The organism is Tropicimonas omnivorans, assembly GCF_031846565.1.
Lineage (GTDB): Bacteria > Pseudomonadota > Alphaproteobacteria > Rhodobacterales > Rhodobacteraceae > Tropicimonas_B > Tropicimonas_B omnivorans.
In genome coordinates this window covers 228,676-251,558 of sequence record NZ_JAVRHL010000003.1, presented here as the reverse complement: position 1 = coordinate 251,558, position 22,883 = coordinate 228,676, and the positions used below count along the sequence as shown (strand labels likewise).

At 67.2% G+C, this 22,883-nt stretch carries 19 protein-coding genes, 1 tRNA gene and 1 riboswitch; of the genes, 11 read left to right on the top strand and 9 right to left on the bottom strand.

Features of this window, described 5'->3' with window-relative positions:
* Positions 1–2 precede the first annotated feature (2 nt).
* Genes RM543_RS11770 through RM543_RS11755 form a run of 4 tightly spaced genes read left to right on the top strand, consistent with a single transcriptional unit; the run spans position 3 to position 2,262 of the window.
* Positions 3–506 (top strand): Na+/H+ antiporter subunit E, encoded by a 504-nt coding sequence (locus RM543_RS11770; RefSeq protein ID WP_311691839.1) that lies wholly within the window; start codon positions 3–5, stop codon positions 504–506.
* Positions 503–772: a K+/H+ antiporter subunit F gene (locus tag RM543_RS11765; protein ID WP_116084365.1), complete on the top strand. Its 270-nt coding sequence runs from the start codon at positions 503–505 to the stop codon at positions 770–772. The genes RM543_RS11770 and RM543_RS11765 overlap by 4 nt, the downstream gene beginning before the upstream one ends.
* 13 nt (positions 773–785) lie before the next feature.
* The gene (locus RM543_RS11760) at positions 786–1,175 is read left to right on the top strand and encodes a Na+/H+ antiporter subunit G (RefSeq protein WP_311691836.1); all 390 of its coding nucleotides are present in this window, start codon (positions 786–788) and stop codon (positions 1,173–1,175) included.
* A gap of 25 nt (positions 1,176–1,200) precedes the next feature.
* Positions 1,201–2,262: a lipocalin-like domain-containing protein gene (locus tag RM543_RS11755; RefSeq protein WP_311691834.1), complete on the top strand. Its 1,062-nt coding sequence runs from the start codon at positions 1,201–1,203 to the stop codon at positions 2,260–2,262.
* Between the two features lie 19 nt (positions 2,263–2,281).
* Here the strand turns inward: RM543_RS11755 and mraY are convergent, their stop codons facing one another.
* The 7 genes from mraY to RM543_RS11720 are packed head-to-tail and all read right to left on the bottom strand — an operon-like array spanning position 2,282 to position 9,828.
* A complete protein-coding gene (gene mraY, locus RM543_RS11750; protein ID WP_311691832.1) occupies positions 2,282–3,367 on the bottom strand; it encodes a phospho-N-acetylmuramoyl-pentapeptide-transferase in 1,086 nt (361 codons plus the stop codon).
* Positions 3,368–3,388: 21 nt separating this feature from the next.
* Positions 3,389–4,837, bottom strand: a complete 1,449-nt coding sequence (locus RM543_RS11745; protein ID WP_311691830.1) for a UDP-N-acetylmuramoyl-tripeptide--D-alanyl-D-alanine ligase — start codon at positions 4,835–4,837, stop codon at positions 3,389–3,391.
* Positions 4,834–6,324 (bottom strand): UDP-N-acetylmuramoyl-L-alanyl-D-glutamate--2,6-diaminopimelate ligase, encoded by a 1,491-nt coding sequence (locus RM543_RS11740; RefSeq protein WP_311691828.1) that lies wholly within the window; start codon positions 6,322–6,324, stop codon positions 4,834–4,836. The genes RM543_RS11745 and RM543_RS11740 overlap by 4 nt, the downstream gene beginning before the upstream one ends.
* 50 nt (positions 6,325–6,374) lie before the next feature.
* A complete protein-coding gene (locus tag RM543_RS11735; protein ID WP_311691826.1) occupies positions 6,375–8,162 on the bottom strand; it encodes a peptidoglycan D,D-transpeptidase FtsI family protein in 1,788 nt (595 codons plus the stop codon).
* Positions 8,159–8,527 (bottom strand): cell division protein FtsL, encoded by a 369-nt coding sequence (gene ftsL, locus RM543_RS11730; RefSeq protein ID WP_311691824.1) that lies wholly within the window; start codon positions 8,525–8,527, stop codon positions 8,159–8,161. The genes RM543_RS11735 and ftsL overlap by 4 nt, the downstream gene beginning before the upstream one ends.
* Positions 8,524–9,534: a 16S rRNA (cytosine(1402)-N(4))-methyltransferase RsmH gene (gene rsmH, locus RM543_RS11725; RefSeq protein ID WP_311691822.1), complete on the bottom strand. Its 1,011-nt coding sequence runs from the start codon at positions 9,532–9,534 to the stop codon at positions 8,524–8,526. The genes ftsL and rsmH overlap by 4 nt, the downstream gene beginning before the upstream one ends.
* 3 nt (positions 9,535–9,537) lie before the next feature.
* Positions 9,538–9,828 (bottom strand): division/cell wall cluster transcriptional repressor MraZ, encoded by a 291-nt coding sequence (locus RM543_RS11720; RefSeq protein WP_311691820.1) that lies wholly within the window; start codon positions 9,826–9,828, stop codon positions 9,538–9,540.
* Positions 9,829–9,870: 42 nt separating this feature from the next.
* On the opposite strand from RM543_RS11720, the gene RM543_RS11715 reads away from it, so the two are divergent.
* On the top strand, positions 9,871–10,230 hold the full coding sequence (locus RM543_RS11715; protein ID WP_311691818.1) for a hypothetical protein: 360 nt from the start codon (positions 9,871–9,873) through the stop codon (positions 10,228–10,230).
* Positions 10,231–10,821: 591 nt separating this feature from the next.
* Here RM543_RS11715 and RM543_RS11710 read toward each other — a convergent pair.
* A complete protein-coding gene (locus RM543_RS11710; RefSeq protein ID WP_311691816.1) occupies positions 10,822–11,898 on the bottom strand; it encodes an Mrp/NBP35 family ATP-binding protein in 1,077 nt (358 codons plus the stop codon).
* Positions 11,899–12,178: 280 nt separating this feature from the next.
* Here RM543_RS11710 and RM543_RS11705 point away from each other — a divergent pair, with 280 nt between their 5' ends.
* Positions 12,179–12,397 carry a DUF1127 domain-containing protein gene (locus RM543_RS11705; RefSeq protein WP_311691814.1) on the top strand — a complete coding sequence of 73 codons (219 nt, stop codon included), beginning with the start codon at positions 12,179–12,181 and terminating at the stop codon, positions 12,395–12,397.
* Between the two features lie 704 nt (positions 12,398–13,101).
* On the opposite strand, the gene RM543_RS11700 is transcribed toward RM543_RS11705, so the two are convergent.
* Positions 13,102–15,489, bottom strand: a complete 2,388-nt coding sequence (locus tag RM543_RS11700; protein WP_311691812.1) for an ATP-dependent helicase — start codon at positions 15,487–15,489, stop codon at positions 13,102–13,104.
* A 167-nt stretch (positions 15,490–15,656) separates the two neighbouring features.
* Between RM543_RS11700 and RM543_RS11695 the strand changes: the two genes are divergently transcribed.
* From RM543_RS11695 to RM543_RS11675, 5 genes are all read left to right on the top strand, one after another.
* Positions 15,657–16,307, top strand: coding sequence for a DUF998 domain-containing protein (locus tag RM543_RS11695; protein WP_311691810.1), 651 nt, complete (start codon positions 15,657–15,659; stop codon positions 16,305–16,307).
* Positions 16,308–16,398: 91 nt separating this feature from the next.
* Positions 16,399–19,839: a pyruvate carboxylase gene (locus RM543_RS11690; RefSeq protein ID WP_311691808.1), complete on the top strand. Its 3,441-nt coding sequence runs from the start codon at positions 16,399–16,401 to the stop codon at positions 19,837–19,839.
* A gap of 76 nt (positions 19,840–19,915) precedes the next feature.
* Entirely contained in the window at positions 19,916–20,668 is a 753-nt protein-coding gene (locus RM543_RS11685; RefSeq protein ID WP_311691806.1) for a TerC family protein, read from the top strand.
* Positions 20,669–20,802: 134 nt separating this feature from the next.
* Positions 20,803–20,877 (top strand) — tRNA-Gly (locus RM543_RS11680).
* Between the two features lie 341 nt (positions 20,878–21,218).
* A complete protein-coding gene (locus RM543_RS11675) occupies positions 21,219–22,358 on the top strand; it encodes a 2-methylaconitate cis-trans isomerase PrpF family protein (RefSeq protein ID WP_311691803.1) in 1,140 nt (379 codons plus the stop codon).
* Between the two features lie 229 nt (positions 22,359–22,587).
* Positions 22,588–22,795, top strand: a riboswitch (cobalamin riboswitch).
* The last annotated feature ends 88 nt before the right edge of the window (positions 22,796–22,883 follow it).

The window sequence follows — 22,883 nt, the reverse complement described above, 5'->3', positions numbered from 1 at the left end:
GCATGGCCTATACAGTCGGCCCCAAATACCTCCCCCACCCCCAGCTCACCCTCCTACTGACGGTGATCTGGCTGATGCTGAACAACACGATCACGCTGGGGAATATCCTCCTTGGCCTGATTCTCGGCCTCGTGATCCCGATCATCACGCGGCCCTACTGGCAGAACAAACCGGTGATCCGGTCGAGGTCGCGCTTCATCGGCTACATGTTCGTGGTTCTCTGGGACATCGTCGTGGCGAACGTGGTCGTGGCCTACACGATTCTCTTCAAGTCCAACGCCAGGATGCAGTCCGGCTGGGTCGCGGTCCCGCTGGAGCTGACGCAGCCGGAGGCGATCACGATTCTCGCCGGGACCATCACGATGACGCCCGGCACGGTGACGGCGATGCTGGCCGCGGACGGGCATACGCTCCTCATCCACTATCTCGACGCCCCCGATCCCGAGTCCGTCCGGGACGAGATCAAGTCGCGGTACGAGCGCCGGCTCCTGGAGATTTTCGAATGATCACCTTCGCGCTCTGGTTCGCCGTCGCCTGCTTCGCCCTTGCGCTCGTGTTCAACCTCGTGCGGCTGGCGAAGGGCCCGGACATCACCGACCGGATCCTCGCCCTCGACACGATGTTCATCAACGGCATCGCGCTTCTGAACCTCTACGGCATCGCCGAGGGGACGGAGGTCTATTTCGAGGTTTCGATGCTGATCGCCATGACCGGCTTCGTCTCCACCGTCGCCTTCTGCCGCTTCATCCTGCGCGGCAACATCATCGAATGAGGAGGGAATACCGATGAGCGAAGAGCTGATCTTCGAGATTGCCGTGTCCTTTTTCCTCGTTGCCGCCGGGGTGTTCGGCCTTGTCGGATCCTTCGGCCTCGTGAAGCTGCCGGATCTGATGCGCCGCCTGCACGGGCCGACGAAGTCGACCACCCTCGGCGTTGGCAGCGTGCTGATTGCCGCGATGATCTATTCCTACGGCTGGAACGGGGAAATCGTGGCGCACCAGCTCCTGATCACGGTGTTCCTGCTGCTGACCGCGCCGATCACCGCGAACTTCCTCGCCAAGGTCTACATGCATCGGCACGTGGCCAAGGACGACCTGCCGGACGCGTCCGGCGATCACGGCTGGTCCGGTTACGATACCGTTCCCGAAGAGATGAAGAAGATCGACACGAAGTGAGCCGCCGGCGCGCTAGCTCCGCATCATGAGCCTGACCCGCCGCCGCCTTCTCGCCCTTCTGGCCGCCCTTCCCGGCAGCGGCGCCACCGCGCAGGGGTTCGCCGGGATGGGCACCGCGGCCGAGGGCTTCGCGGTGCCCGATCGCACCCCCCTCGCCTTCCCCGCCGATCATGGCGCACATCCCAGCTTCCGCATCGAGTGGTGGTATCTGACCGCCAATCTCGAAGCGCCGGACGGCACGCCGATGGGCCTGCAATGGACGCTCTTCCGGTCCGCGCTGTCGCCGGTGGACGGGGCCCTCTGGTCCAGCCCGCAGCTCTGGATGGCCCATGCCGCGGTGACGACGCCGGATCGCCATTTCAGCGCCGAGCGTCTCGCCCGTGGCGGCGTCGGCCAGGCCGGCGTCGAGGCCGACCCCTTCGCTGCCTGGATCGACGATTGGCGCCTCGCCGCGCGCGATGATGGCACGCAGGCGCTGGCCGCGCTCGACGTGGAGGCGCAAGGCGACGACTTCTCCTTTCGCGTGGCCCTTCGCGCGGACGGGCCGCTGATCCTGCAAGGCGAGGACGGGTATTCGGTGAAGTCCGCCGAGGGGCAGGCAAGCCGGTACTATTCCCAGCCGTTCTACAGAGCCGAGGGGGCGTTGCGGATGGATGGCGAGGAGATTCCGGTCACGGGCCGCGCGTGGCTCGACCGGGAATGGTCGTCGCAGCCCCTTTCGGAGACGCAGGAGGGATGGGACTGGATCTCGCTCCATCTCTCGGGCGGCGCGAAACTGATGGGGTTTCGGCTCAGGGAAACGGGCGGCACGTTCTACGGCTCGGGCACCTGGATCGCCCCGGACGGCCGCGCGGTTCCCTTGGCCGACGGGGCGCTTGCCATGGACCCCCAGGGCAGCGCCGAGGTTCAGGGGCGGCAGATCCCCGTCCGCTGGCGCGTGCGCCTGCCGCAGGAGAATCTGGACGTCACGCTGGAAGCGATCAACCCGGACGCTTGGATGGACGTATCCTTCGCCTACTGGGAGGGCCCCGTCCGCACCCGAGGCACCCACGCGGGCGTGGGGTACCTCGAGATGACGGGCTACTGACGTTCGTCCCGGATTCGCTTCAGCGGACCTTGAGCGTCGCGAGACCGATCAGCGCGAGGATCAGCGAAATGATCCAGAACCGGATGACGATCTGCGGCTCGGCCCAGCCACGCTTCTCGAAGTGATGGTGGATCGGCGCCATGAGGAAGACGCGCTTGCCCGTGCGCTTGAAGTACATCACCTGGATGATGACGCTGAGCGCCTCGGCGACGAAGATGCCGCCGACGATGGCGAGGACGATCTCGTGCTTCGTCATCACCGCGATCGAGCCGAGCGCCCCGCCAAGGGCAAGCGAGCCGGTATCGCCCATGAACACCGCCGCCGGCGGGGCGTTGAACCACAGAAAGCCGAGGCCACCGCCGATCAGCGCGGCGACGAAGATCAGAAGCTCCCCGGTCCCGGGCACGTAATGCACGCCGAGGTACTCGGTGAAGTCCGTCCGCCCGACGGCGTAAGCGATGACGCCGAGCGTACCGGCCGCGATCATCACCGGCATGATCGCCAGACCGTCGAGACCGTCCGTCAGGTTCACAGCGTTCGCGGCACCGACGATGACCAGCATCGAGAACGGCACGAAGAAGATGCCTAAGTTGATCAGAAGCTCGGCGTAGATCGGGAAGGCGAGTTGCCCTGTCAGGTCCTCGGGGTGGGACCACGCCGCCGCCGTACCGGCGATCCCCGCGATCAGGAGGCCGAGAAGGATGCGCACCCGTCCGGACACGCCCGCATGGCTGTTCTTCGTGACCTTCGCGTAGTCATCGGCAAACCCGAGCCCGCCGAAGGCGGCGGTGACGAAGAGCGTGATCAACACATAGGGATTGTCGAGGCGCGCCCAGAGAAAGGTCGCGAAGCCGAGGGCGGAGAGGATCAGGAGCCCCCCCATCGTCGGCGTACCGGCCTTGGTCTGGATATGGGTTTCCGGCCCGTCCGTGCGGATCGGCTGACCGAAGCGCTGGCGGCGACGCAAGAAATCGATCAACGGCCGTCCGAAAATGAAGCCGAAGACGAGCGCGGTGAAGAAGGCTCCGCCCGCACGGAATGTGATGTAGCGGAAGAGATTGAAGAAATCGCCCCCGTCCGAAAGGCCGGTCAACCAGTAGAGCACGCGCTCCGCTCCCTTGTTTTTCTAGATTTCGTCGGTCTCGTCGGCCGCGCGGGAGTGACCGATATTTCGGATCGCGTCAACGACGCGCGCAAGGCCGACGCCGAGCGATCCCTTGACCAGCACGATATCGCCGGCATCGACCAGCGCCCGCACCTCGGTCGCGAGATCGGCGGCGGCGTCCACCGCCATCCCCTGCTGTTCCTCGGGCAGCACCTCGTGAAGCGCAGCCATGCGCGGCCCGACGACATGCACGAGGTCGACCCGCGCCATCGACGGATCCTCTGCCAGCGCGGCGTGGAGCTGTCTTTCTCCCGATCCGAGCTCCAGCATGTCACCGAGGATCGCGATCCGCCGCCCGCGCCCGACGCGGCCCTGCCCGTCCTGCGGGGTGAGCGCGGCAAGCGTGCCGAGGGCCGCGGAGACGGAGGCCGGGTTGGCATTGTAGGAATCGTCGATCAGGTCGAAGCCCAGACCGGGCTCCGCTCTGGGATCGAGCTGCACCCGTTCCCGCGCGCCGCGGCCCTCGTACGGCGTCCAGTTGCCCAGATCGCCGAGCGCTATGGCAGTGTCGGCCCCGGCGGCGGCGGCGGCGGCGAGCGCGGAAAGCCCGTTCATCGCGAAATGCGCGCCGGCGGTCCTGAGGCGGAAGACGAGGGGTTCGCCCTGCCCCGCCCCCTGCACGACGGTCACGCCGCCGGCGATCTCGGCGGAGCCGAGATGCCAGTCCGCCCCTGCCGTGCGCCCGAATGTCGAGAGCCGCGCGCCGGCGGACCGGGCCGCCTCGACCAGGATCGGGGTCGTGTCCAAGTCGGCATTGACGATCGCCACGCCGCCCGGCTCCAGACCGCCGAAGATCGCAGCCTTTTCCTCTGCGATTCCCTCGATCCGTCCAAAGGCGGCGAGATGCGCAGGCGCGACCGTGGTGACGAGCGCGACATGCGGGCGGGCGAGCGCGGCCAGCGGCGCGATCTCGCCCGGATTGCTCATGCCGATCTCGATCACGGCGAAATCTGCATCCGCAGGCATCCGCGCCAGCGTCAGCGGAACGCCCCAGTGGTTGTTGTAGCTCTTCTCGGCGGCATGGACGTTTCCCTGCCCAGCAAGGATCGCGCGCAGCATCTCCTTGGTGGAGGTCTTGCCGACGGAGCCGGTCACGCCGATGACGCGGGCCCGGCTTCGCGCGCGCCCGGCAGCGCCGAGGGCCCGGAGGGCGTCCATCACATCGCCGGCGAGGAGCAGCGGCGCATCCTGCGCAACGCCCTCCGGCACGCGGGAGACGAGCGCGGCGGCGGCACCCTTGCTCAAGGCGTCGGCGACGAAATCATGCCCGTCCCGCATGTCGGTCAGCGCGACGAAGAGATCGCCCGGCTCGATCGTCCGCGTGTCGATCGAAAGACCCGTGGCGGTCCAGTCTCCGCGGGCTTCCGCACCGGTCGCCTCGGCGGCCTCTGCCGCGGTCCAGAGGCTCACGAGACCTGCCCGTCGAGGGCGGCCACGGCGACGGAGGCCTGCTCAACGTCATCGAAGGGATACACCGTATCGCCCACGGTCTGTCCGCTCTCATGCCCTTTTCCGGCGATCAGGAGCGCATCTCCCGGCTGCAGGGCATCGACGCCCCGCAGGATCGCCTCCGCCCGGTCGCCGACCTCGATCCCGCCGGGGCAGGATGCCAGGATCGCAGAGCGGATCAGGGCGGCATCCTCGGAGCGGGGGTTGTCGTCCGTCACGATGGCGACATCCGCATGCTCGGCCACGGCCGCGCCCATCAAGGGACGTTTGCCCCTGTCCCGGTCCCCGCCTGCGCCGAAGACGCAGATCAGGCGTCCCATGACATGCGGGCGCAGGGCCTGAAGGGCGGTGGCAAGGGCGTCGGGGGTGTGGGCGTAGTCGACATAGACAGGCGCCCCGCTTTCCCGCGTCGCCGCGAGCTGCATTCGCCCGCGCACGCCCCGAAGCTGCGGCAATGCGTTGAAGACCTCGGCCGGGTCGGAGCCGCCGGCGATGCAGAGGCCGGCCGCGACGAGAACGTTCTCGGACTGGAAGCCCCCGATCAGCGGCAGGCGCACCTGACGGACGGTCTCGTTCCAGACGAAGCGCAGGTCCTGACCCGTCGGGTCGAAGCGCAGGCCGGCGATCCGGAGATGGCATTCGGCGCCGCGGCCGACGCGGATCACCTCCTGGCCGATCCCGTCCGCCATCGCCTCCAGAAGCGGGCCCTTTTCGTCGTCCATGTGGATGACGGCGATTCCGTCTTCGTCCAGAACGCGGGTGAAGAGGGAGGCCTTGGCGTCGAAGTACTCGTCGAACGTGGCGTGGTAGTCGAGATGATCCTGGCTGAAGTTCGTGAAGCCCGCCGCGGCGAGGCGCACCCCGTCGAGCCGCCGCTGGGACAGACCGTGAGAGGAGGCTTCCATTGCCGCATGGGTAACGCCGGCCTCCGCAGCCCCGGACAGCATGCGGTGCAGCGTGATCGGCTCGGGCGTGGTGTGGGCCAGCGGCGCTTCCCAGGATCCCTCGATCCCCGTCGTGCCGACATTGACCGCCGAAAGCCCCATCGCCATCCAGATCTGCCGGGCGAAGGAGGCGACCGAGGTCTTGCCGTTCGTCCCGGTCACGGCAACGACGACATCGGGCTGCTGGCCGAACCACAGTGCGGCGGCGTAGGCCAGCGCCTCGCGAGGGTCCTCGGTGACGATCAGCACCGCGTCCGATCCGGCGAGGGCCGGCGCCGCGACGCGCGCCCCTTCGCTGTCGGTCAGGAGTGCGACCGCGCCGCGCTCAAGGGCCGTCTCGGCGAAGGTGGCACCGTGGATCTTCGTTCCCGGCAGCGCCGCGAAGAGATCGCCCGGCCGGACCTGCCGACTGTCGACCGAAAGGCCCGTGATCCGCGCCTCGGCACCGCCCTGCCCCGTGAGGCCGAGATCGGCCAGCGAAGCCTCCTGCGTTCGTCCGTCCATGTATGCAAGGCCCCCTGCCATGCTTGTGGCGCGGCCGTCCGCGGCCTGCGTCAGAGATTGGCCGGTATTAACGCAGCCTCCTGAGAAGGTTCAACGGCCGGTCTCAGCCCGAGGAGCGGCGCGATGCGTTCGATCATGGCTGCCGCCACGGGAACCGCGGTCCACCCCGCGGTCCGGCGCGGCATCGAGCCGATCGTGTCCTCGCCCTCGTCGAGCGTGACGATGAGCACGTATTTCGGATCGCTGGCCGGGAACGTCGAGGCGAAGGTCGCGATGACACGGTCCTTGTAGTAGCCGCCAGTGGGCTTCGGCTTGTCGGCGGAGCCCGTCTTGCCGGCGACCTCGTAGCCGACCACGTCCCCGAAGCTGGCCGTTCCCTCGGTCACCACCGCGCGCAACATGTCCACCGCCGCCCGCGACGTCTGCTCGCTGATGACGCGCTCGCCGTTCTGCGGGCCGGCCTGCTTCACCAGCGTCGGGTGCACGCGCGTGCCGCCGTTCACGATGGTGGAATAGGCCGCGGCGAGGTGCAGCGGGCTGGCGGACAGGCCGTGGCCGTAGCTGATCGTCATGGTCGAGATCTCGGACCATTTCGGCGGCAGGAGCGGCTTGCCGGTCGGCGCCTCGACCATCTCGATCTGCGTCGGCGTGGTGAAGCCCAGGGAGGCGAGGAAATCCTCCTGCCGCTCCGCTCCGATGTCCATCGCGATATGCGCCGTGCCGATGTTGGAGCTCTCGACGATCACGTTCTTGACCGAAAGGCTCGGCCCGTAATCGTGGAAGTCGCGTATCCTGTACCGGCCCCAGACGAGCGGCCCCTTCGTGTCGATCATCGTATCGGGGTTCACGAGGCCGAGTTCCATGGCCTGCGCCACGGCGAAGATCTTGAAGACGGAACCCAGCTCGTAGACCCCCTGAACCGCGCGGTTGAAGAGAGGACTCTCTGACGGGTCGTTGCCGGACGCGAGCGGCCGGGGCCGGTCGTTGGGATCGAAATCGGGCAGAGAGAGCATCGAAATGACCTCGCCGCTATGCACGTCCATCAGGACGGCGGCGGCACCGCGGGCATTCATCAACCGCATCCCGCCGCCCAGGACCTCGCGCGCGGCGCTCTGAACGGTCATGTCCAGGGAGAGGGCAAGCGGCGCCCCGCCCTGCGACGGATCGCGCAAATACTCGTCGAACGCCTTCTCGACGCCGGCCGTGCCGATCACCTCGGCGGCGTTGACGTCCTCCTTCTCGAAGCGCGACCCACCGAGGATGTGCGCCGCGAGCGGGCCGTTGGGATAGAGGCGCATCTCGCGCGGGCCGAAGAGCAGGCCCGGCTCGCCGATATCGTGGACCGCCTGCATCTGCTCGGGGCTCATCTGGCGGCGCAGCCAGATGAACTTGCGCTCCCCGGTAAACCAGCCGCGCAGGCGCTCCTCGTCCATCTCTTCGGGGAAGAGCGCGGCCAGCTCGCGTGCGGCCCGCTCGGGCTCCACCATCAGGTGCGGCTGCGCATAGAGCGAGCGCGTCACGAGGTTGGTGGCGAGGATGCGTCCGTTGCGGTCGGTGATGTCCGCACGCTGGGTGACGATCTGCTGCCCCGCGCTCGCGACCTTCGGCTCGGCCGGTTCGACATTGGCGAGAATCCCCATGCGCACGCCGATGGTGGCATAGGCGGCGAAAAAGCAGAGGCCGAGGACAAGGAGACGTCCCTGGGCCCGCAGGCGCTTGCGGTCCCGATCCGCATCGCGGCGCTTGCGGCGATTCTCGCGCTCGATCAGGCCGGGATCCTCACCGTCCTCGCGGGCCTTGAGGATACGGGCGAGGGGACGAAGGGGCGTGCGGATCATGGCCAGTCCTCACCGTCGGGGGCGAATTGGGGAACCACGCCGACGAGGTCGACCGGCGCGCCGACGCGCGCCAGTCCCGCCGGGGGATAGGGAAGCTGATCGGGCCGTGCGAACTGGGTCTTCTCGACCGGCAAAAGCCCGAGCTTGTCGAAGTTCATCTCCGCCAGATCCGCAAGCCGCGAGGGCCGGTTGAGATACGCCCATTCGGCCTTCAGGATCGACAGCGTTTCCCGCAGGCGGCCGATGTCCCGGCTGACCTCCGAGTTGGCGCGGATCGACGCCTGCGTGCGGTAGTTCTCCTGGTAGGCCCAGAACGCCAGCGCCATCACCGCGAGTGCGGAGGCGACGTAGAGAAGTCCTCTCATTCCCTGTTCCCCGTTTCCAGCCACCAGTCCTTCGGCCCGGGCAGGCCGAGCGCGCTGCGCCGGGGCGGGTTCGCCTCGGCGTCCGTTCTGAACGCGACGCGCAGCTTGGCCGAGCGCGCGCGCGGATTGCCTGCGATCTCAGCGTCGCCGGGCGCGGTCGCCTTGCGGCGGCGTTGCTCGAATCGCGGCGTGCGCGGCGCCATCGCCGGCGCATGGCGGCTGCCCTGCCCGACGGCGCCGGTCTGCTCCGCGAGATACCTCTTCACCACGCGGTCCTCCAGCGAATGGAAGGTCACGACGGCGAGCGCTCCGCCCGGTTTCAGAGCGCGCTCGGCCGCGGCAAGCCCGCGGGCCAGCTCGCCCATCTCGTCGTTCACCGCGATCCGGATCGCCTGGAAGGAGCGCGTCGCGGGATGCATCTGTCCCGGCTTCTGTCGCGGCAGGCAGGACGCGATCACCTCCGCCAGCTGCCCGGTCGTCTCGAACGGGCGGGCGCGCAGGATGGCCCGTGCGATCCGGCGGGACGCCCGCTCCTCGCCGTAGTGGAAGAGGATATCGGCGAGTTCCGCCTCCTCGGCGGTGTTCACGAGGTCCGCGGCGCTCGGGCCGTCATCGCCCATGCGCATGTCGAGCGGGCCGTCCTTCTGGAAGGAAAAGCCGCGTTCCGGGCGGTCGATCTGCATGGAGGAGACGCCGAGGTCGAGCGCGACGCCGTCCAGCGCATCGCCCTGCGCGTCCAGCTCGGAAAACCGGGAGAGGCGGAGGTCGAGCCGGTCGCCCCAGCGCGCCTGCATCGGCTCGGCGGCCTCGATGGCGGTGGGATCCCGGTCGAGAGCGATCACCCGGTCCGCCCCGGCCTGCAGCAGTCGCTCGGTGTAGCCGCCCGCGCCGAACGTCCCGTCGAGCCAGGTCCCGCGCACCGGAGAAACCTCCTCGATGAGCGCATCGATGAGCACCGGAACATGCGGACCCTTCGGCGCTTCGGGAGCCGTGTCGGCCGATGCCATGGCTCAGATCCCCCCGTCCGGATCGAAGAACAGCGATTGCGGGTCGAAATCGGTATCGTCGTCCTCGTCGATCGGCGCATCGAAGATCGGGCCGCGGAGCCGTTCGAAGACGGCAGGGTTCCAGATCTGGAAGGTCGCGCCGGCGCCGGTCATGTAGACATCCGTCGTGTCGCCGAGCTTCGCGCGCATCCGGGGATTGAGAACGAGTCTTCCATTATCGTCGAGACGAACCTTCACGGAGAGGCCGTAATAGATTCGCTCGACCTTTCGGCGGGTTTCGGACCCCATCGGCATCAACGAAATACGGCGGTCGACTTCCTGAATTCCCTCGGCCGAATGGCATTCGAGGTACTTCTGGGCCGGATGGCCGTAAACAACTGTAAGTTCTGGATTTTTTCCGTCGACGGCGCTGGAATCCTGGGCAAGGAGCACACGACGGAAATCAGCCAGGATCGAAATCCGGCCCTTTCCGTCCAATTTGTGCAGGCCTTCGCCCCGGAACGTTTCCTGCAACGCGTGCCACGCCCTCAATTACCGCCCCAGGAAAAGAAAAACGGCGGATCGGACTGCTGCCATTGTCCGATCCGCCGCCCTCGTCCCATTACTGGGTTCGTCCGATCGCGGAGCCACCTGGGGGGATGTCTGCTCGCTGCGCGCCGGATCTCTTTTTTATCGAGTAGCGGATTGCCTGTATGAAACCTGACTTGGGGAAGTCTTTGCGGTGCTCTTTGTCGGCCCGCTTTTTTGGTTCCGCTCTCAACGTAGGAAAGTTTTGCCATGGAGCGCCTGCCCACGCAAGCCCATGAAATGGGAGATGCGACTATTCGTGGAGATTCGCGCTGACGCAGGACGTGGCCCGGAGTCAAGCTCGGACCGCCAAACCGTGTGAATGTTGATGTAAAACAGCCGCTTTTCACCACATCTAGCGATTCGCCCTATAAGATTGACGGTGAGGCTGACGTGGCTGGATGACCCGACTGCAACAGGTCGGAGTGCAAAATACCAAGGTGGTAGAAAGCGTGCTTGACTGGTTACCCACAGAATCACGCGTGATTCACGCCCGATCGCGGCGCTGTGATCTCTGAAACGGGTTCAGGATGGAAGACACGTGGGAACTCGACCCACCGCGCTGGGACAAATTCGCAACGTGTGCCGCAAGATCAATACGTTACAGGGGTTTTACGCCCGCCGGGGAGGCCGGGCCGGGCCGCAGGCCCGGCTCGTGTCACCACGAAATCCTACCTGCCCCGCGACTCGCCGGCCCGGACCGGGGGCGGCAATGGGATCTCAGCCCATTCCGCCGCCGATGAGGCGCCGGGCGAGTTCTGCGTAGGCGTTTGCCGCCTTTCCGCTGCCGGCCGCGACGGGCGTGCCGGAATCGCCGGCGAGCCGCGTTTCCAGTTCGAGCGGCAGTGCACCGAGGAACGGCACGTCGATCTTCCGCGCCTCGGCCTCCACGCCGCCATGACCGAAGAGATGTGCCTCATGCCCGCATTGCGGACAGACATAGGTGGACATGTTCTCGATCAGGCCGAGCACCGGCGTCTTGAGCTTGCCGAACATGTCGATGGCCCGCCGCGCATCGAGCAGCGCGACATCCTGAGGGGTGGAGACGACGATGGCGCCCGTGAGCTGGTACCGCTGGCAGAGGGTGAGCTGGACGTCGCCCGTGCCCGGAGGCAGATCGACGACGAGGATATCGAGCCTCCCCCAGTTCACCTGGGTCATGAGCTGCTGCAGCGCGCCCATCAGCATGGGCCCACGCCAGACCAGCGCCTCGTCCTCCTTCATCATGTTGCCAATGGACATGAGGGTGACCCCGTGGGCGTGCAGCGGGTCGATCCGCTCGCCGTCCTCGGAGGACGGGCGCTTCGTGGTTCCCATCATCCGCGGCTGGGACGGCCCGTAGATGTCGGCGTCGAGCAGGCCGACGCGCCGCCCTTCCCGGGCGAGCGCGACGGCAAGGTTGGAGGCGACCGTCGACTTGCCGACGCCGCCCTTGCCGCTGGCGACGGCGACGATCCGGTCGATTCCCTCGAGCCGCGCGGGACCGCCCTGCTGCGGTGTGGGATGGCGTCCCACCTTCATCTGGGGCGGCGGTCCCTTTTCGGCGGGACCGTGCGCGGTGAGAACGGCGGCCGCGGAAGTGACACCGGCCACCTGGCTCACCGCCCCTTCCGCCGCGACGCGAACGCCCTCGAGCGACCGGGCCATGTCGGCGTTCGGCGCCTCGATGACGAAGCGCACCGCTCCGCTTGGCTCGACTCCCAGGGCACGGACCATATCGGCCGAGACGAGGTCGCCGCCGCCGGGCAGCGCCACCCCCTTGAGAGCCTCCAGAATATCCTCGCGTCGTGCCGCCATGATCTCAGCCTCCCTGTCCTTCAGGCGAGCGCACCCTTTAGAACTGGCGCCCGGAAGGCAAGCGGGCGACCGGGTCCGGTAGAGGGCCAGGGTAACGGTTCAGTGACGATAGGTCAGCATGACTTATGCAATTGCCGCATGGCGGCGTTGAAGCTTCGGGCGTTGTGCAAGCGCAGCAAAAGTCTCAAATTCGATCTCGACAGCAGGACACGGAGCCTGCCGCCACACGGATAGAGGACGAAGCCTCTGGTGGCGTTACGAGACGAAGAGGATTGAGCATATGGCATACGCAGCAAACACAGACCGCATGAGCGGCACCACGGGCATCTTCGGCTGGGCGACGGCCATGTTCCGCCGCGACGAAGCGACCCGCACCAAGATGAAACTCTACCGCCAGACCCGCCGCGAGCTGGGCAACCTGACGGACCGCGAGCTTGCCGATCTCGGCATGCACCGCTCCAATATCGAGGGCATCTCGCGCGAAGCCGCGGGCCTCTGAGGACTTCTCATTCGGGACGCGCCGTCCTCCTCCCTGGCGCTTCCTGATATGGCTGGCTGCACCTCTCCTCCTCCCTGGTGCCGCCGCCCTCCTTCCCCCCTCCCGGGAAGGCCAGTTTCAGATCGGGACGTCCTCTCCTCCTCCCTGGGCGTTCTGACAATGGCGGCGGCACCTCTCCTCCTCCCTGGTGCCGCCGTCCTCCTTCCCCCCTCCCGGGAAGGCCAGTTTCAGATCGGGGCGCCCTCTCCTCCTCCCTGGGCGTTCTGACAATGGCGGCGGCACCTCTCCTCCTCCCTGGTGCCGCCGTCCTCCTTCCCTCCTCCCGGGAAGGCCAGTTTCAGATCGGGGCGCCCTCTCCTCCTCCCTGGGCGTTCTGACAATGGCGGCGGCACCTCTCCTCCTCCCTGGTGCCGCCGTCCTCCTTCCCTTCTCACGGGAAGGCCAGTTTCAGATCGGGACGTCCTCTCCTCCTCCCTGGGCGTTCTGACAATGGCGGCGGCACCTCTCCTCCTCCCTGGTGCCGCCGCCTTTTTGTTTCCGGACATTATGACTCAAGACGCACCGGACGCCGGGAGCATCCCCCGTCGTGACGGCTCGCGCGCCCCGCAAACATGCCCGAGGCCTACTCTGTGAATGTCGGAAGGACGGGCCGCGCGAGGAGCGGGGCCAGGTCTCAGCCGCTCATGGCGTAACGCGCCGCTGGATCAGAACGGAACGTCTCCGGCCGAGGCGGCAGGAACGACGAATTTCGCGACCACCTTCTTCGGACCGGCCTTGTCGAAGGAGATCTGGAGCTTGTCGCCCTCGATCCCCGTCACTTCGCCATAGCCGAACTTCTGGTGAAAGACGCGGTCGCCCTCGGTGAAGGCGCTGACTGCCTCGAGATCGATCACCATGTTCCGCGTTTCCTGCGGCTGCGAGACGGACCGCTGCGCCGAGCGGGACTGCATCCTGCGCCAGCCCGGCGAGTTGTAGACGTCCGCCTTGCTCGCCTTTTCATGCATGTCCGAGCCCATGGCCCCGGAGATCGCCGGCGATGCGCTCGCCGCCATGCCCGCAGCTCCGAACCCGCCGCCGTAGAGACCTGGCGGGGTCAGAACGTCCACATGTTCCTCGGGAAGCTCGTCGATGAAGCGGGAGGGCAGCGCCGATTGCCACTGGCCGTAGATGCGCCGGTTCGCCGCGAAGGAGATCGTGCAGAGCTCCTCGGCGCGGGTGATGCCGACATAGGCAAGGCGGCGCTCCTCCTCGAGACCCTTCAACCCCTGCTCGTCCATCGCGCGCTGGTTGGGGAACAGCCCGTCCTCCCAGCCCGGCAGGAACACGGCGGGAAATTCGAGACCCTTCGCGGCGTGGAGCGTCATCAGGGTGACCTTCGCCTCGGTATCCTCCGATTCGTTGTCCATGATCAGGGAGACATGCTCGAGGAACCCCTGAAGGTTGTCGAAATTTTCCAGCGCCTTCACGAGTTCCTTGAGGTTTTCGAGGCGCCCGGGGGCTTCGGGTGTCTTCTCGTTCTGCCAGAACGTGGTGTAGCCCGATTCGTCGAGGATCATCTCGGCGGTCTCGATATGGGAGCCACCGAGGCGGACCTGCGCGTGCCAGCGATCGATCCCCGAGACGAGCTCCGCGAGGGCGGCAGCGCCCTTGCCGGTCAGCCCCTTGGACGCCAGCAGGATGCGGGCGCCCTCGAGCAGGTTCACGCCGTTCGAGCGGGCCGCGATCTGAATTTTCTGTTGCGCCTTGTCGCCGAGGCCGCGTTTCGGCGTGTTCACGATCCGCTCGAAGGCCAGATCGTCATCGGGACTGACGGCGAGGCGGAAATAGGCCATCGCGTCCCGGATCTCGAGCCGCTCGTAGAATCGCGGGCCCCCGATGACGCGGTAGGGCAGACCGATGGTCAGGAACCGGTCCTCGAAGGCCCGGAGCTGATGCGAGGCCCGCACGAGGATGGCGCATTCGTCCAGGGAGACGGGGCGCAGGCCGCGCGTGCCCCGGCCCATCGCCTCGAGCTCCTCCCCGATCCAGCGGGCCTCCTCCTCACCGTCCCAGTGGCCGATGAGGCGGACCTTCTCGCCGTCCTTCTCCTCGGTCCAGAGCGTCTTGCCGAGGCGCCCCTTGTTGCTGGCGATCACACCGGAGGCGGCGGCGAGGATGTGGGGCGTGGAGCGATAGTTCTGTTCGAGTCGGACCGTATGGGCGCCCGGGAAATCCTGCTCGAATCGCAGGATGTTTCCCACCTCGGCCCCGCGCCAGCCGTAGATCGACTGGTCATCATCACCGACGCAGCAGATGTTCTTGTGCCCGCCCGCCAGGAGCCGCAGCCACATGTACTGCGCGACGTTGGTATCCTGGTACTCGTCAACGAGGATGAAGCGGAAGTAGCGGCGATACTGCTCGAGAACGTCGTCATGGGTCTGGAAGATCGTGACCATGTGCAGAAGCAGGTCGCCGAAATCGCAGGCGTTCAGCGTCTTCAGCCGATCCTGGTACGCGGCGTAGAGCATCACGCCCTTGCGGTCGAACGCGCCGGCATCGGCGACGGGGACGGCATCCGGGCGCAGCGCGCGGTTCTTCCAGCCGTCGATGATCGACGCGAGCATCCGCGGCGGCCAGCGCTTCTCGTCGATTCCCTCGGCCTGGATGAGCTGGCGGAAAAGCCGAAGCTGGTCGTCGGTGTCGAGGATGGTGAAGTTCGACTTCAGGTCCACCAGTTCGGCATGTCGGCGCAGCAGCTTCACGCAGATCGAGTGGAACGTGCCGAGCCAGGGCATCCCCTCTCCCGCATCGCCGAGGAGCCTGCCCACGCGGGTCTTCATCTCGCGCGCGGCCTTGTTGGTGAACGTGACGGCGAGGATCTCGTTCGGCCGCGCCGTTCCGGTCGACAGCAGATGCGCGATCCGGGCGGTCAGCGCGCGGGTCTTGCCGGTGCCGGCCCCCGCAAGCATCAGGACGGGCCCCTCGAGGGTCTCGACCGCTTCCTTCTGCGCGGGGTTCAACCCATCGAGATAGGGCGCGCCGCGCCCGGCCATCGCGCGCTGCGACAGGGGAACGGCGGAGGCGAAGGCGTCATGATCGTCGAAGCTGCTCATGGGGCGACAAGCTAATCGCTGCGGGCCGGAATGGAAAGCCCGCGTTCGCCTTCCGTTCCACCCAGATCCGCGTGAGGGGCACCGAATTGCGACGAGGGGCCGGAACTCTGCCAGTTCCCAGGGCTTGCCCCGTGGGACATCAAGTGCCGATGGCCATTCCTTCGCGCATGAGGACTTTGATGCAGAACACGCTCTACACACCGGGCTCGGAACGATCGGGCCTTCTGCGCATTCTGGCCGTCATCGCGTTCGCGGGCGTGCTGGCCCTCATTCTCGGGGTCCTCGTCGCGCCCTTCGTCGTGCCGGCGGAGTACAACTGGATCTCGGATTCGATTTCGGACCTCGCGGCGGGCCAGGGAGAGATCGTGATGGACGTGGCGCTCTACGGGTTCGCGGGCGCGCTCTTCGCCCTCGCCCTCGCGGCGGCCCACTCGCATCTGGGCAGGAACGGCTGGACGGCCGCGATCTTCTGCCTCGTCCTCCTCGCGGTCCTCGTCGTCGTCATCGGCGCGCGCAACGAGTACGGCGACAACGATACGGGCGGCGTCGTCATTCACACCTATCTCGTCTATGCGCTCGGCGCGCTGTTCGTCGCGGTGCCGGTGCTGATGTCCGCCGGCGCAAGCCGGGAGATCGCATGGGCGCGGCCGGTGCTGCTCGGCCTCGCCGTGCTGTGGGCCATCTCCTCCGCGATCTACCTGCTCTCGCCCGATCATATCGACGGCCTGACGGAGCGTCTGGCCGGGCTGGTCGCCTGCGCGATCGTGCTCGTCCTCGGCGCCGTCTTCCGGTCGCGCGGGCGCTACCCCCACCGCTGAGCATCGCCGCTGGCCGCCGCCGCTGCAGTCTTTACCCCCCGGAGCATCGCCCCTACACCTTATGCTGCAAATGCATAATGCGGGGACGACGATGGCCGATTTCCAGAAGATCCTGATCGCGAACCGAAGTGAGATCGCCATCCGCATCATGCGCGCGGCGAACGAGCTCGGCAAGAAGACGGTTGCGATCTACGCCGAGGAGGACCGGCTCTCCCTTCACCGCTTCAAGGCAGACGAGGCCTACAGGGTCGGCGCCGGGATGGGGCCGGTCGCTGCCTATCTCTCGATCGAGGAGATCATACGGGTCGCGAAGCAGTCGGGCGCCGATGCAGTTCACCCCGGCTACGGGCTGCTGTCGGAGAACCCGGCGCTCGTGGAAGCCTGCGCCGAAGCCGGCATCACCTTCATCGGCCCCCGCGCCGAGACCATGCGCGCGCTCGGCGACAAGGCCAGCGCCCGGCGCGTAGCGGTCGAGGCCGGTGTTCCCGTCATCCCGGCGACCGAGGTGCTGGGCGAGGACATGGACGAGATCGCCCGCCAGGCCGATGAGGTCGGCTATCCCCTGATGCTGAAGGCGTCCTGGGGCGGCGGCGGCCGGGGGATGCGGCCGATCATGGGCCCGGACGAGCTCGCGGAGAAGGTCCGCGAGGGCCGGCGCGAAGCCGAGGCCGCCTTCGGCAATGGCGAGGGCTACCTCGAGAAGATGATCACCCGCGCGCGCCACGTCGAGGTGCAGATCCTCGGCGACAAGCAGGGCAACATCTACCATCTCTGGGAGCGGGATTGCTCCGTGCAGCGGCGCAACCAGAAGGTCGTGGAGCGGGCGCCGGCGCCGTACCTCTCGGGAGCGCAGCGCGAACGCCTCTGCAACCTGGGCCGGAAGATCTGCGAACATGTCGGCTACGAATGCGCCGGCACCGTCGAGTTCCTGATGGATATGGAAACCGGCGAGTTCTACTTCATCGAGGTGAACCCGCGCGTGCAGGTCGAGCATACCGTGACCGAGGAGGTCACCGGGATCGACATCGTCCGGGCGCAGATCCTCATCGCAGAGGGCAAGAGCCTGACGGAAGCGACAGGCGTCGCCTCGCAATACGACGTGCAGCTCGACGGACACGCGCTCCAGTGCCGTGTGACCACCGAGGATCCTCTCAACAACTTCATTCCCGATTACGGCCGGATCACCACCTACCGCTCCGCCACCGGCATGGGCATCCGGCTCGACGGCGGCACCGCCTATTCGGGCGCCGTCATCACCCGCTACTACGATTCGCTTCTGACCAAGGTCACCGCCTGGGCGCGGACGCCCGAGGCCGCGATTGCGCGGATGGACCGGGCCCTCCGGGAGTTCCGCGTGCGCGGCGTCGCGACCAACATCGCCTTCGTGCAGAACCTGCTGAAGCACCCGAAATTCGTCTCGAACGAGTATTCCACGAAATTCATCGACGAGACCGAGGCGCTCTTCCACTTCCCGCCGCAACGGGACCGCGCGACGAAGATCCTGACCTACATCGCCGACATCACCGTGAACGGGCATCCCGAGACCGAAGGGCGCGTCCGGCCGGCCGAAGGGATCAGGGAGCCGGTCGCCCCCGAGCCGCGCGCGGAGCCGGCCCCCGGCACCCGCACCATCCTCGACGAGTTCGGCCCGCAGGCCGTCGCGGACTGGATGCTGGACCAGAAACAGCTCCTGATCACCGACACCACCATGCGGGACGGGCACCAGTCCCTCCTCGCGACCCGGATGCGCTCCATCGACATGATCCGCGTCGCGCCCGCCTACGCCGCCAACCTGCCGCAGCTCTTCTCGATGGAGTGCTGGGGCGGCGCGACCTTCGATGTCGCCTACCGCTTCCTGCAGGAATGCCCGTGGCAGCGCCTGCGGGATCTGCGCGCCCGGATGCCCAACCTGATGACGCAGATGCTGCTGCGAGGCTCCAACGGCGTCGGCTACACGAATTATCCCGACAACGTCGTGCAGTCCTTCGTGGCCCAGGCGGCCGAAAGCGGCGTCGACGTCTTCCGCGTGTTCGACAGCCTCAACTGGACCGAGAACATGCGCGTCGCGATGGATGCCGTTCTCGAAAGCGGCAAGGTCTGCGAGGGGACGGTGTGCTACACGGGCAACCTGCTCGACGCCGATCGCGCCAAGTACGACCTGAAATACTATGTCGGCATGGCGCAGGAGCTGAAGGATGCCGGCGCTCACATCCTCGGCCTCAAGGACATGGCTGGGCTTCTGAAGCCCGCCGCGGCCCGCATCCTCGTCAAGGCGCTGAAGGAGGAGGTCGGCCTGCCGGTCCACTTCCACACCCATGACACCGCCGGCATCGCCTGCGCCACGATCCTCGCTGCGGCCGAAAGCGGCGTCGACGCGGTCGATTGCGCGATGGATGCCCTGTCGGGCAACACCAGCCAGGCAACCCTCGGCACCATCGTCGAGGCGCTGGCGCTGACGGACAGGGATACCGGGCTCGATATCGGCGCGGTGCGGGAGATCTCCAACTACTGGGAACATGTCCGCAACCATTACGCCGCCTTCGAAAGCGGCATGCAGGCCCCCTCCTCCGAGGTCTACCTGCACGAGATGCCGGGCGGGCAGTTCACCAACCTCAAGGCACAGGCCCGCTCCGTCGGTCTCGAGGAGCGCTGGCACGAAGTCGCCCAGACCTATGCAGACGTGAACCGGATGTTCGGCGACATCGTGAAGGTCACGCCCTCCTCAAAGGTGGTGGGGGACATGGCGCTGATGATGGTGAGCCAGGGCCTCACCCGCGCCGACGTAGAGGACCCCAAGCGCGAGGTCTCCTTCCCCGATTCCGTCGTGGACATGATGCGCGGCAATCTCGGCCAGCCCCCGGGCGGTTGGCCGGACAAGATCCAGAAGAAGGTCCTTCGCGGCGAAAAGCCGATGACCGAGCGCCCCGGCGCCGCCCTCCCGCCCGCCGATATCGAGGGCACGCGCAAGGAGCTCCAGCAGACGTTCGAGCTGAGCCAGATCGACGACGAGGATCTGAACGGCTACCTCATGTATCCCAAGGTCGTCTCCGACTACCTCGCGCGGCATCAGGATTACGGGCCTGTCCGGGTCCTGCCGACGAGTACGTTCTTCTACGGCATGGAACCGGGCGACCAGATCCAGGCGGAGATCGACCCCGGCAAGACGCTGGAAATCCGCATGGCCGCCCGCGGGGAAACGAACGACGAGGGCATTGCCCGGGTCTTCTTCGAACTCAACGGCCAGCCCCGCACCATTCGCGTCACGGATCGCAGCGTGAAGGCGACCGCGGCCGTCCGGCCGAAGGCGGAGATCGGCAATGCCGCCCATGTCGGCGCGCCGATGCCCGGCGTGATCGCCTCCGTCCCCGTCTCCGCCGGACAGAGCGTCGCCGCCGGCGATCAGCTCCTGACCATCGAGGCGATGAAGATGGAAACCGGCCTCTCCGCCGACCGCGACGCCACCGTCAAGGCGGTGCACGTCAAGCCGGGCGACCAGATCGATGCCAAGGACCTGCTGATCGAACTGGAGTGACACGTCCGGCCACCGGATCTTGCAACCCGCCGGGAGGCCTCTATCTCCCGGCGGTCATACCTGCATCCGGTGCATCATGTTCGAGCTTCTGTCCGACCCCGCCGTCTGGGCCTCGTTCCTTACGCTGACGATCCTCGAGATCGTCCTCGGGGTCGACAACGTCATCTTCATCTCGATTGCCGCGGGGCGCCTGCCAGAAGCGCAGCGCCGCCGCGCGCGGCTCGTCGGCCTCGCGGGGGCACTGATCCTGCGGATCGCGCTTCTGGCCTCCATCGCCTGGATCGTCTCGCTGTCCGAGCCCATCCTGACGGTCCTCGGCTTCGATCTGTCCTGGCGGGACGTGATCCTGATCGCCGGCGGCCTCTTCCTGATCTACAAGGCCGCCACCGAGATCTTCGCCGAGGTCGAGGGCGGTCCCCATGGCGAGACGAAGGTGGCGGAAGCGACATTCGCCGCCGTCATCGCGCAGATCATGGTGCTGGACCTCGTCTTCTCCCTCGACAGCGTCATCACCGCCGTCGGCATCGCCGACCACCTGCCGGTCATGATCGCCGCCGTGGTCGTGGCGATCCTCGTCATGATGGCCGCCGCCACGCCGATCGCGACCTTCGTCGAGGCCCACCCCTCCACCAAGATGCTGGCCCTCGCCTTTCTCGTCATGGTCGGCATGGCGCTGGTTGCCGACGGCTTCCACCAGCATATCGAGCGGGGCTTCATCTATGCCGCCATGGTCTTCGCCGGCGGTGTGGAGGTGCTGAACCTCATCCGCGGCAAACGTCGCCGCCGCGGCGAGGGCGCGCTTGCCATGGGGGAGAAAAAGCGAGCCTGAGCCAAGGCCTGGAAGGCCCCGCGCGGGCCGTCCGGCCTTTTCCTCCAACCTTACGCCACGGCGGCGAAAGTCGGCGGAAAAAACCTCTTGCAGCCCTCGGCCACAAAGTCTAAACCCCCGCTCACCGAAAGGAAGCGGGCGTAGCTCAGGGGTAGAGCATTACCTTGCCAAGGTAAGGGTCGGGCGTTCGAATCGCCTCGCCCGCTCCATTCGGTCCTCCCACTACAGTGATAGAGACGGCTCAGGCGTACGCGTCAGGCGTCGCGGTTCCCGTTGGGCCGGCAGCCTTCCGGGTTGCTCCGTCACGAAGCCGACGGCACCGCGCCGGAGGATGCTCCCGGGTGCGACGAGGAGAAATTCTGCCTCGACCGTCCTCGAGATGATCACCGGGGTTACCTGTTCGCTGTCCGGAAGCGGGGCGGATACCAGTCTCGTCTGGCCCGCGCGCCACGTCCTCGATTAAAGTGCCGAGGACCGGACCCCGTGACGATCCCTCGCGGCCCCGCCGCGTCACACTCCGCCGCCGGTCCGGGCGGCCAAGGAGGGCTTCATGAGCTATACCCGCATCCCCTGCACCTTCATGCGCGGCGGCACGTCCAACGCGCTGGTCTTCCGGCGCGGGGACCTGCCGAACGACGAGTCCCGCTGGCCGGCGATCTTCCTCGCCGCGATGGGATCCCCCGATCCCAACAAGCGCCAGCTCGACGGCATGGGCGGCGGCATCTCATCGCTCTCCAAGGTCTGCGTCGTCGGCCCGCCGAGCCGCCCCGACGCCGATGTCGATTACAGCTTCTACCAGATCGGAGTCGCGGACGAGATTGTCGATGCCAGCGGCAATTGCGGCAACATGTCCTCCGCGATGGGGCCATTCGCCTTTGACGAGGGAATGACCCAAGGCGCAGACCGCGAAGCCGCCGTTCGCATCCACAACACCAACACCGGGAAGATCATCGTCTCCCGCTTCGAGGTCAGGGACGGGACCGCCGCGGTGTCCGGCGGGCAGGCGATCGATGGCGTTTCCGGGACAGCCGCGCCGATCCGGCTGGAATTCCTCGATCCGGGCGGCGCCGGAACCGGGCACCTCCAGCCGGCGAACGGTGAGGCCGAGAGCGTCCTCGACGTGCCGGGCATCGGCAGGGTAACCGTGTCCATGGTGGACGCGGCAAATCCATGCGTCTTTCTCGAGCCCGCCGCCGTCGGCAAGACCGGAACCGAGCATCCCGAGGCGCTCGAGGCGGATGAAGACTTCATGACGGCGATGGAGGGCATCCGCCGGGCCGCGTCCGTCGCCATGGGCATCGCCGCCACGCCAGAGGCGGCCGGCGGCATCCCGTCGATCCCCAAGGTCGCGATGGTCTTCGCACCCACGGACTATACGCTCCTCTCCGGCCGGACGATGCCAGCGGACGCGTTCGACATCGGTGTGCGCATGATCTCCATAGGCAATCCGCACCGCGCGGTGCCGCTCACCGGCGGGCTCTGCCTCGGCGTCGCGGCCCGACTGCCCGGAAGCCTCCCCGCCCGCATCGCGCGGCAGAGGGAGGCCAGCCTGCGCATCGGGCATCCGTCGGGTCTTCTCGAGGTCGATGCCGAGATCGAGGACCGTGATGGAACGCCACACGCCGTCCACGGCGCCGTCATCCGGACCGCGCGACGCCTCTTCGAAGGACATGTCCTCATTCCGAACTGACCTGATCGCTGCGACAGGCCCCGGGTCCCCGGCGCCCTGTCGCATCTCCAAGGGCCGCGAAGCGTCCAGTCCTGATCCAAGGGACGGTTTCTTCGGGGCTGCACCCCGGATCCTCTCGCCCGATGCGGCGGTGATCGCCGGGCCTTCAACCTCGCATTGTGCGCCGTGGCGATTTTGCCGCGAGCGAGCACGGCCGCACGGAATCGCTTGCCGGAACGTGCGGTGAAAGCTACGCCGATCAGGCTTCGGTCCGCGCCACATGCGCGGTGAATAGGGAACGCGGTCAGGCTTCGGGAACGGGGTCGATGCCGCGGCTGCCCCCGCAACTGTAGGCGGTGAGCGACGTCGGAACATGTCACTGCGCGATCCTCGCGCGGGAAGGCCCGGCGAAGCTGCGACCCGCAAGCCAGGAGACCTGCCGAGGTGATCACCCTGTTCGGCCGCGGGGCGCGCGTCGGGCTACGGAAAAGACTTCCGTCAGCGGTGACTTCGTCGTTGCCCGTGGCGTGGTCCTGTCCCTTCCCC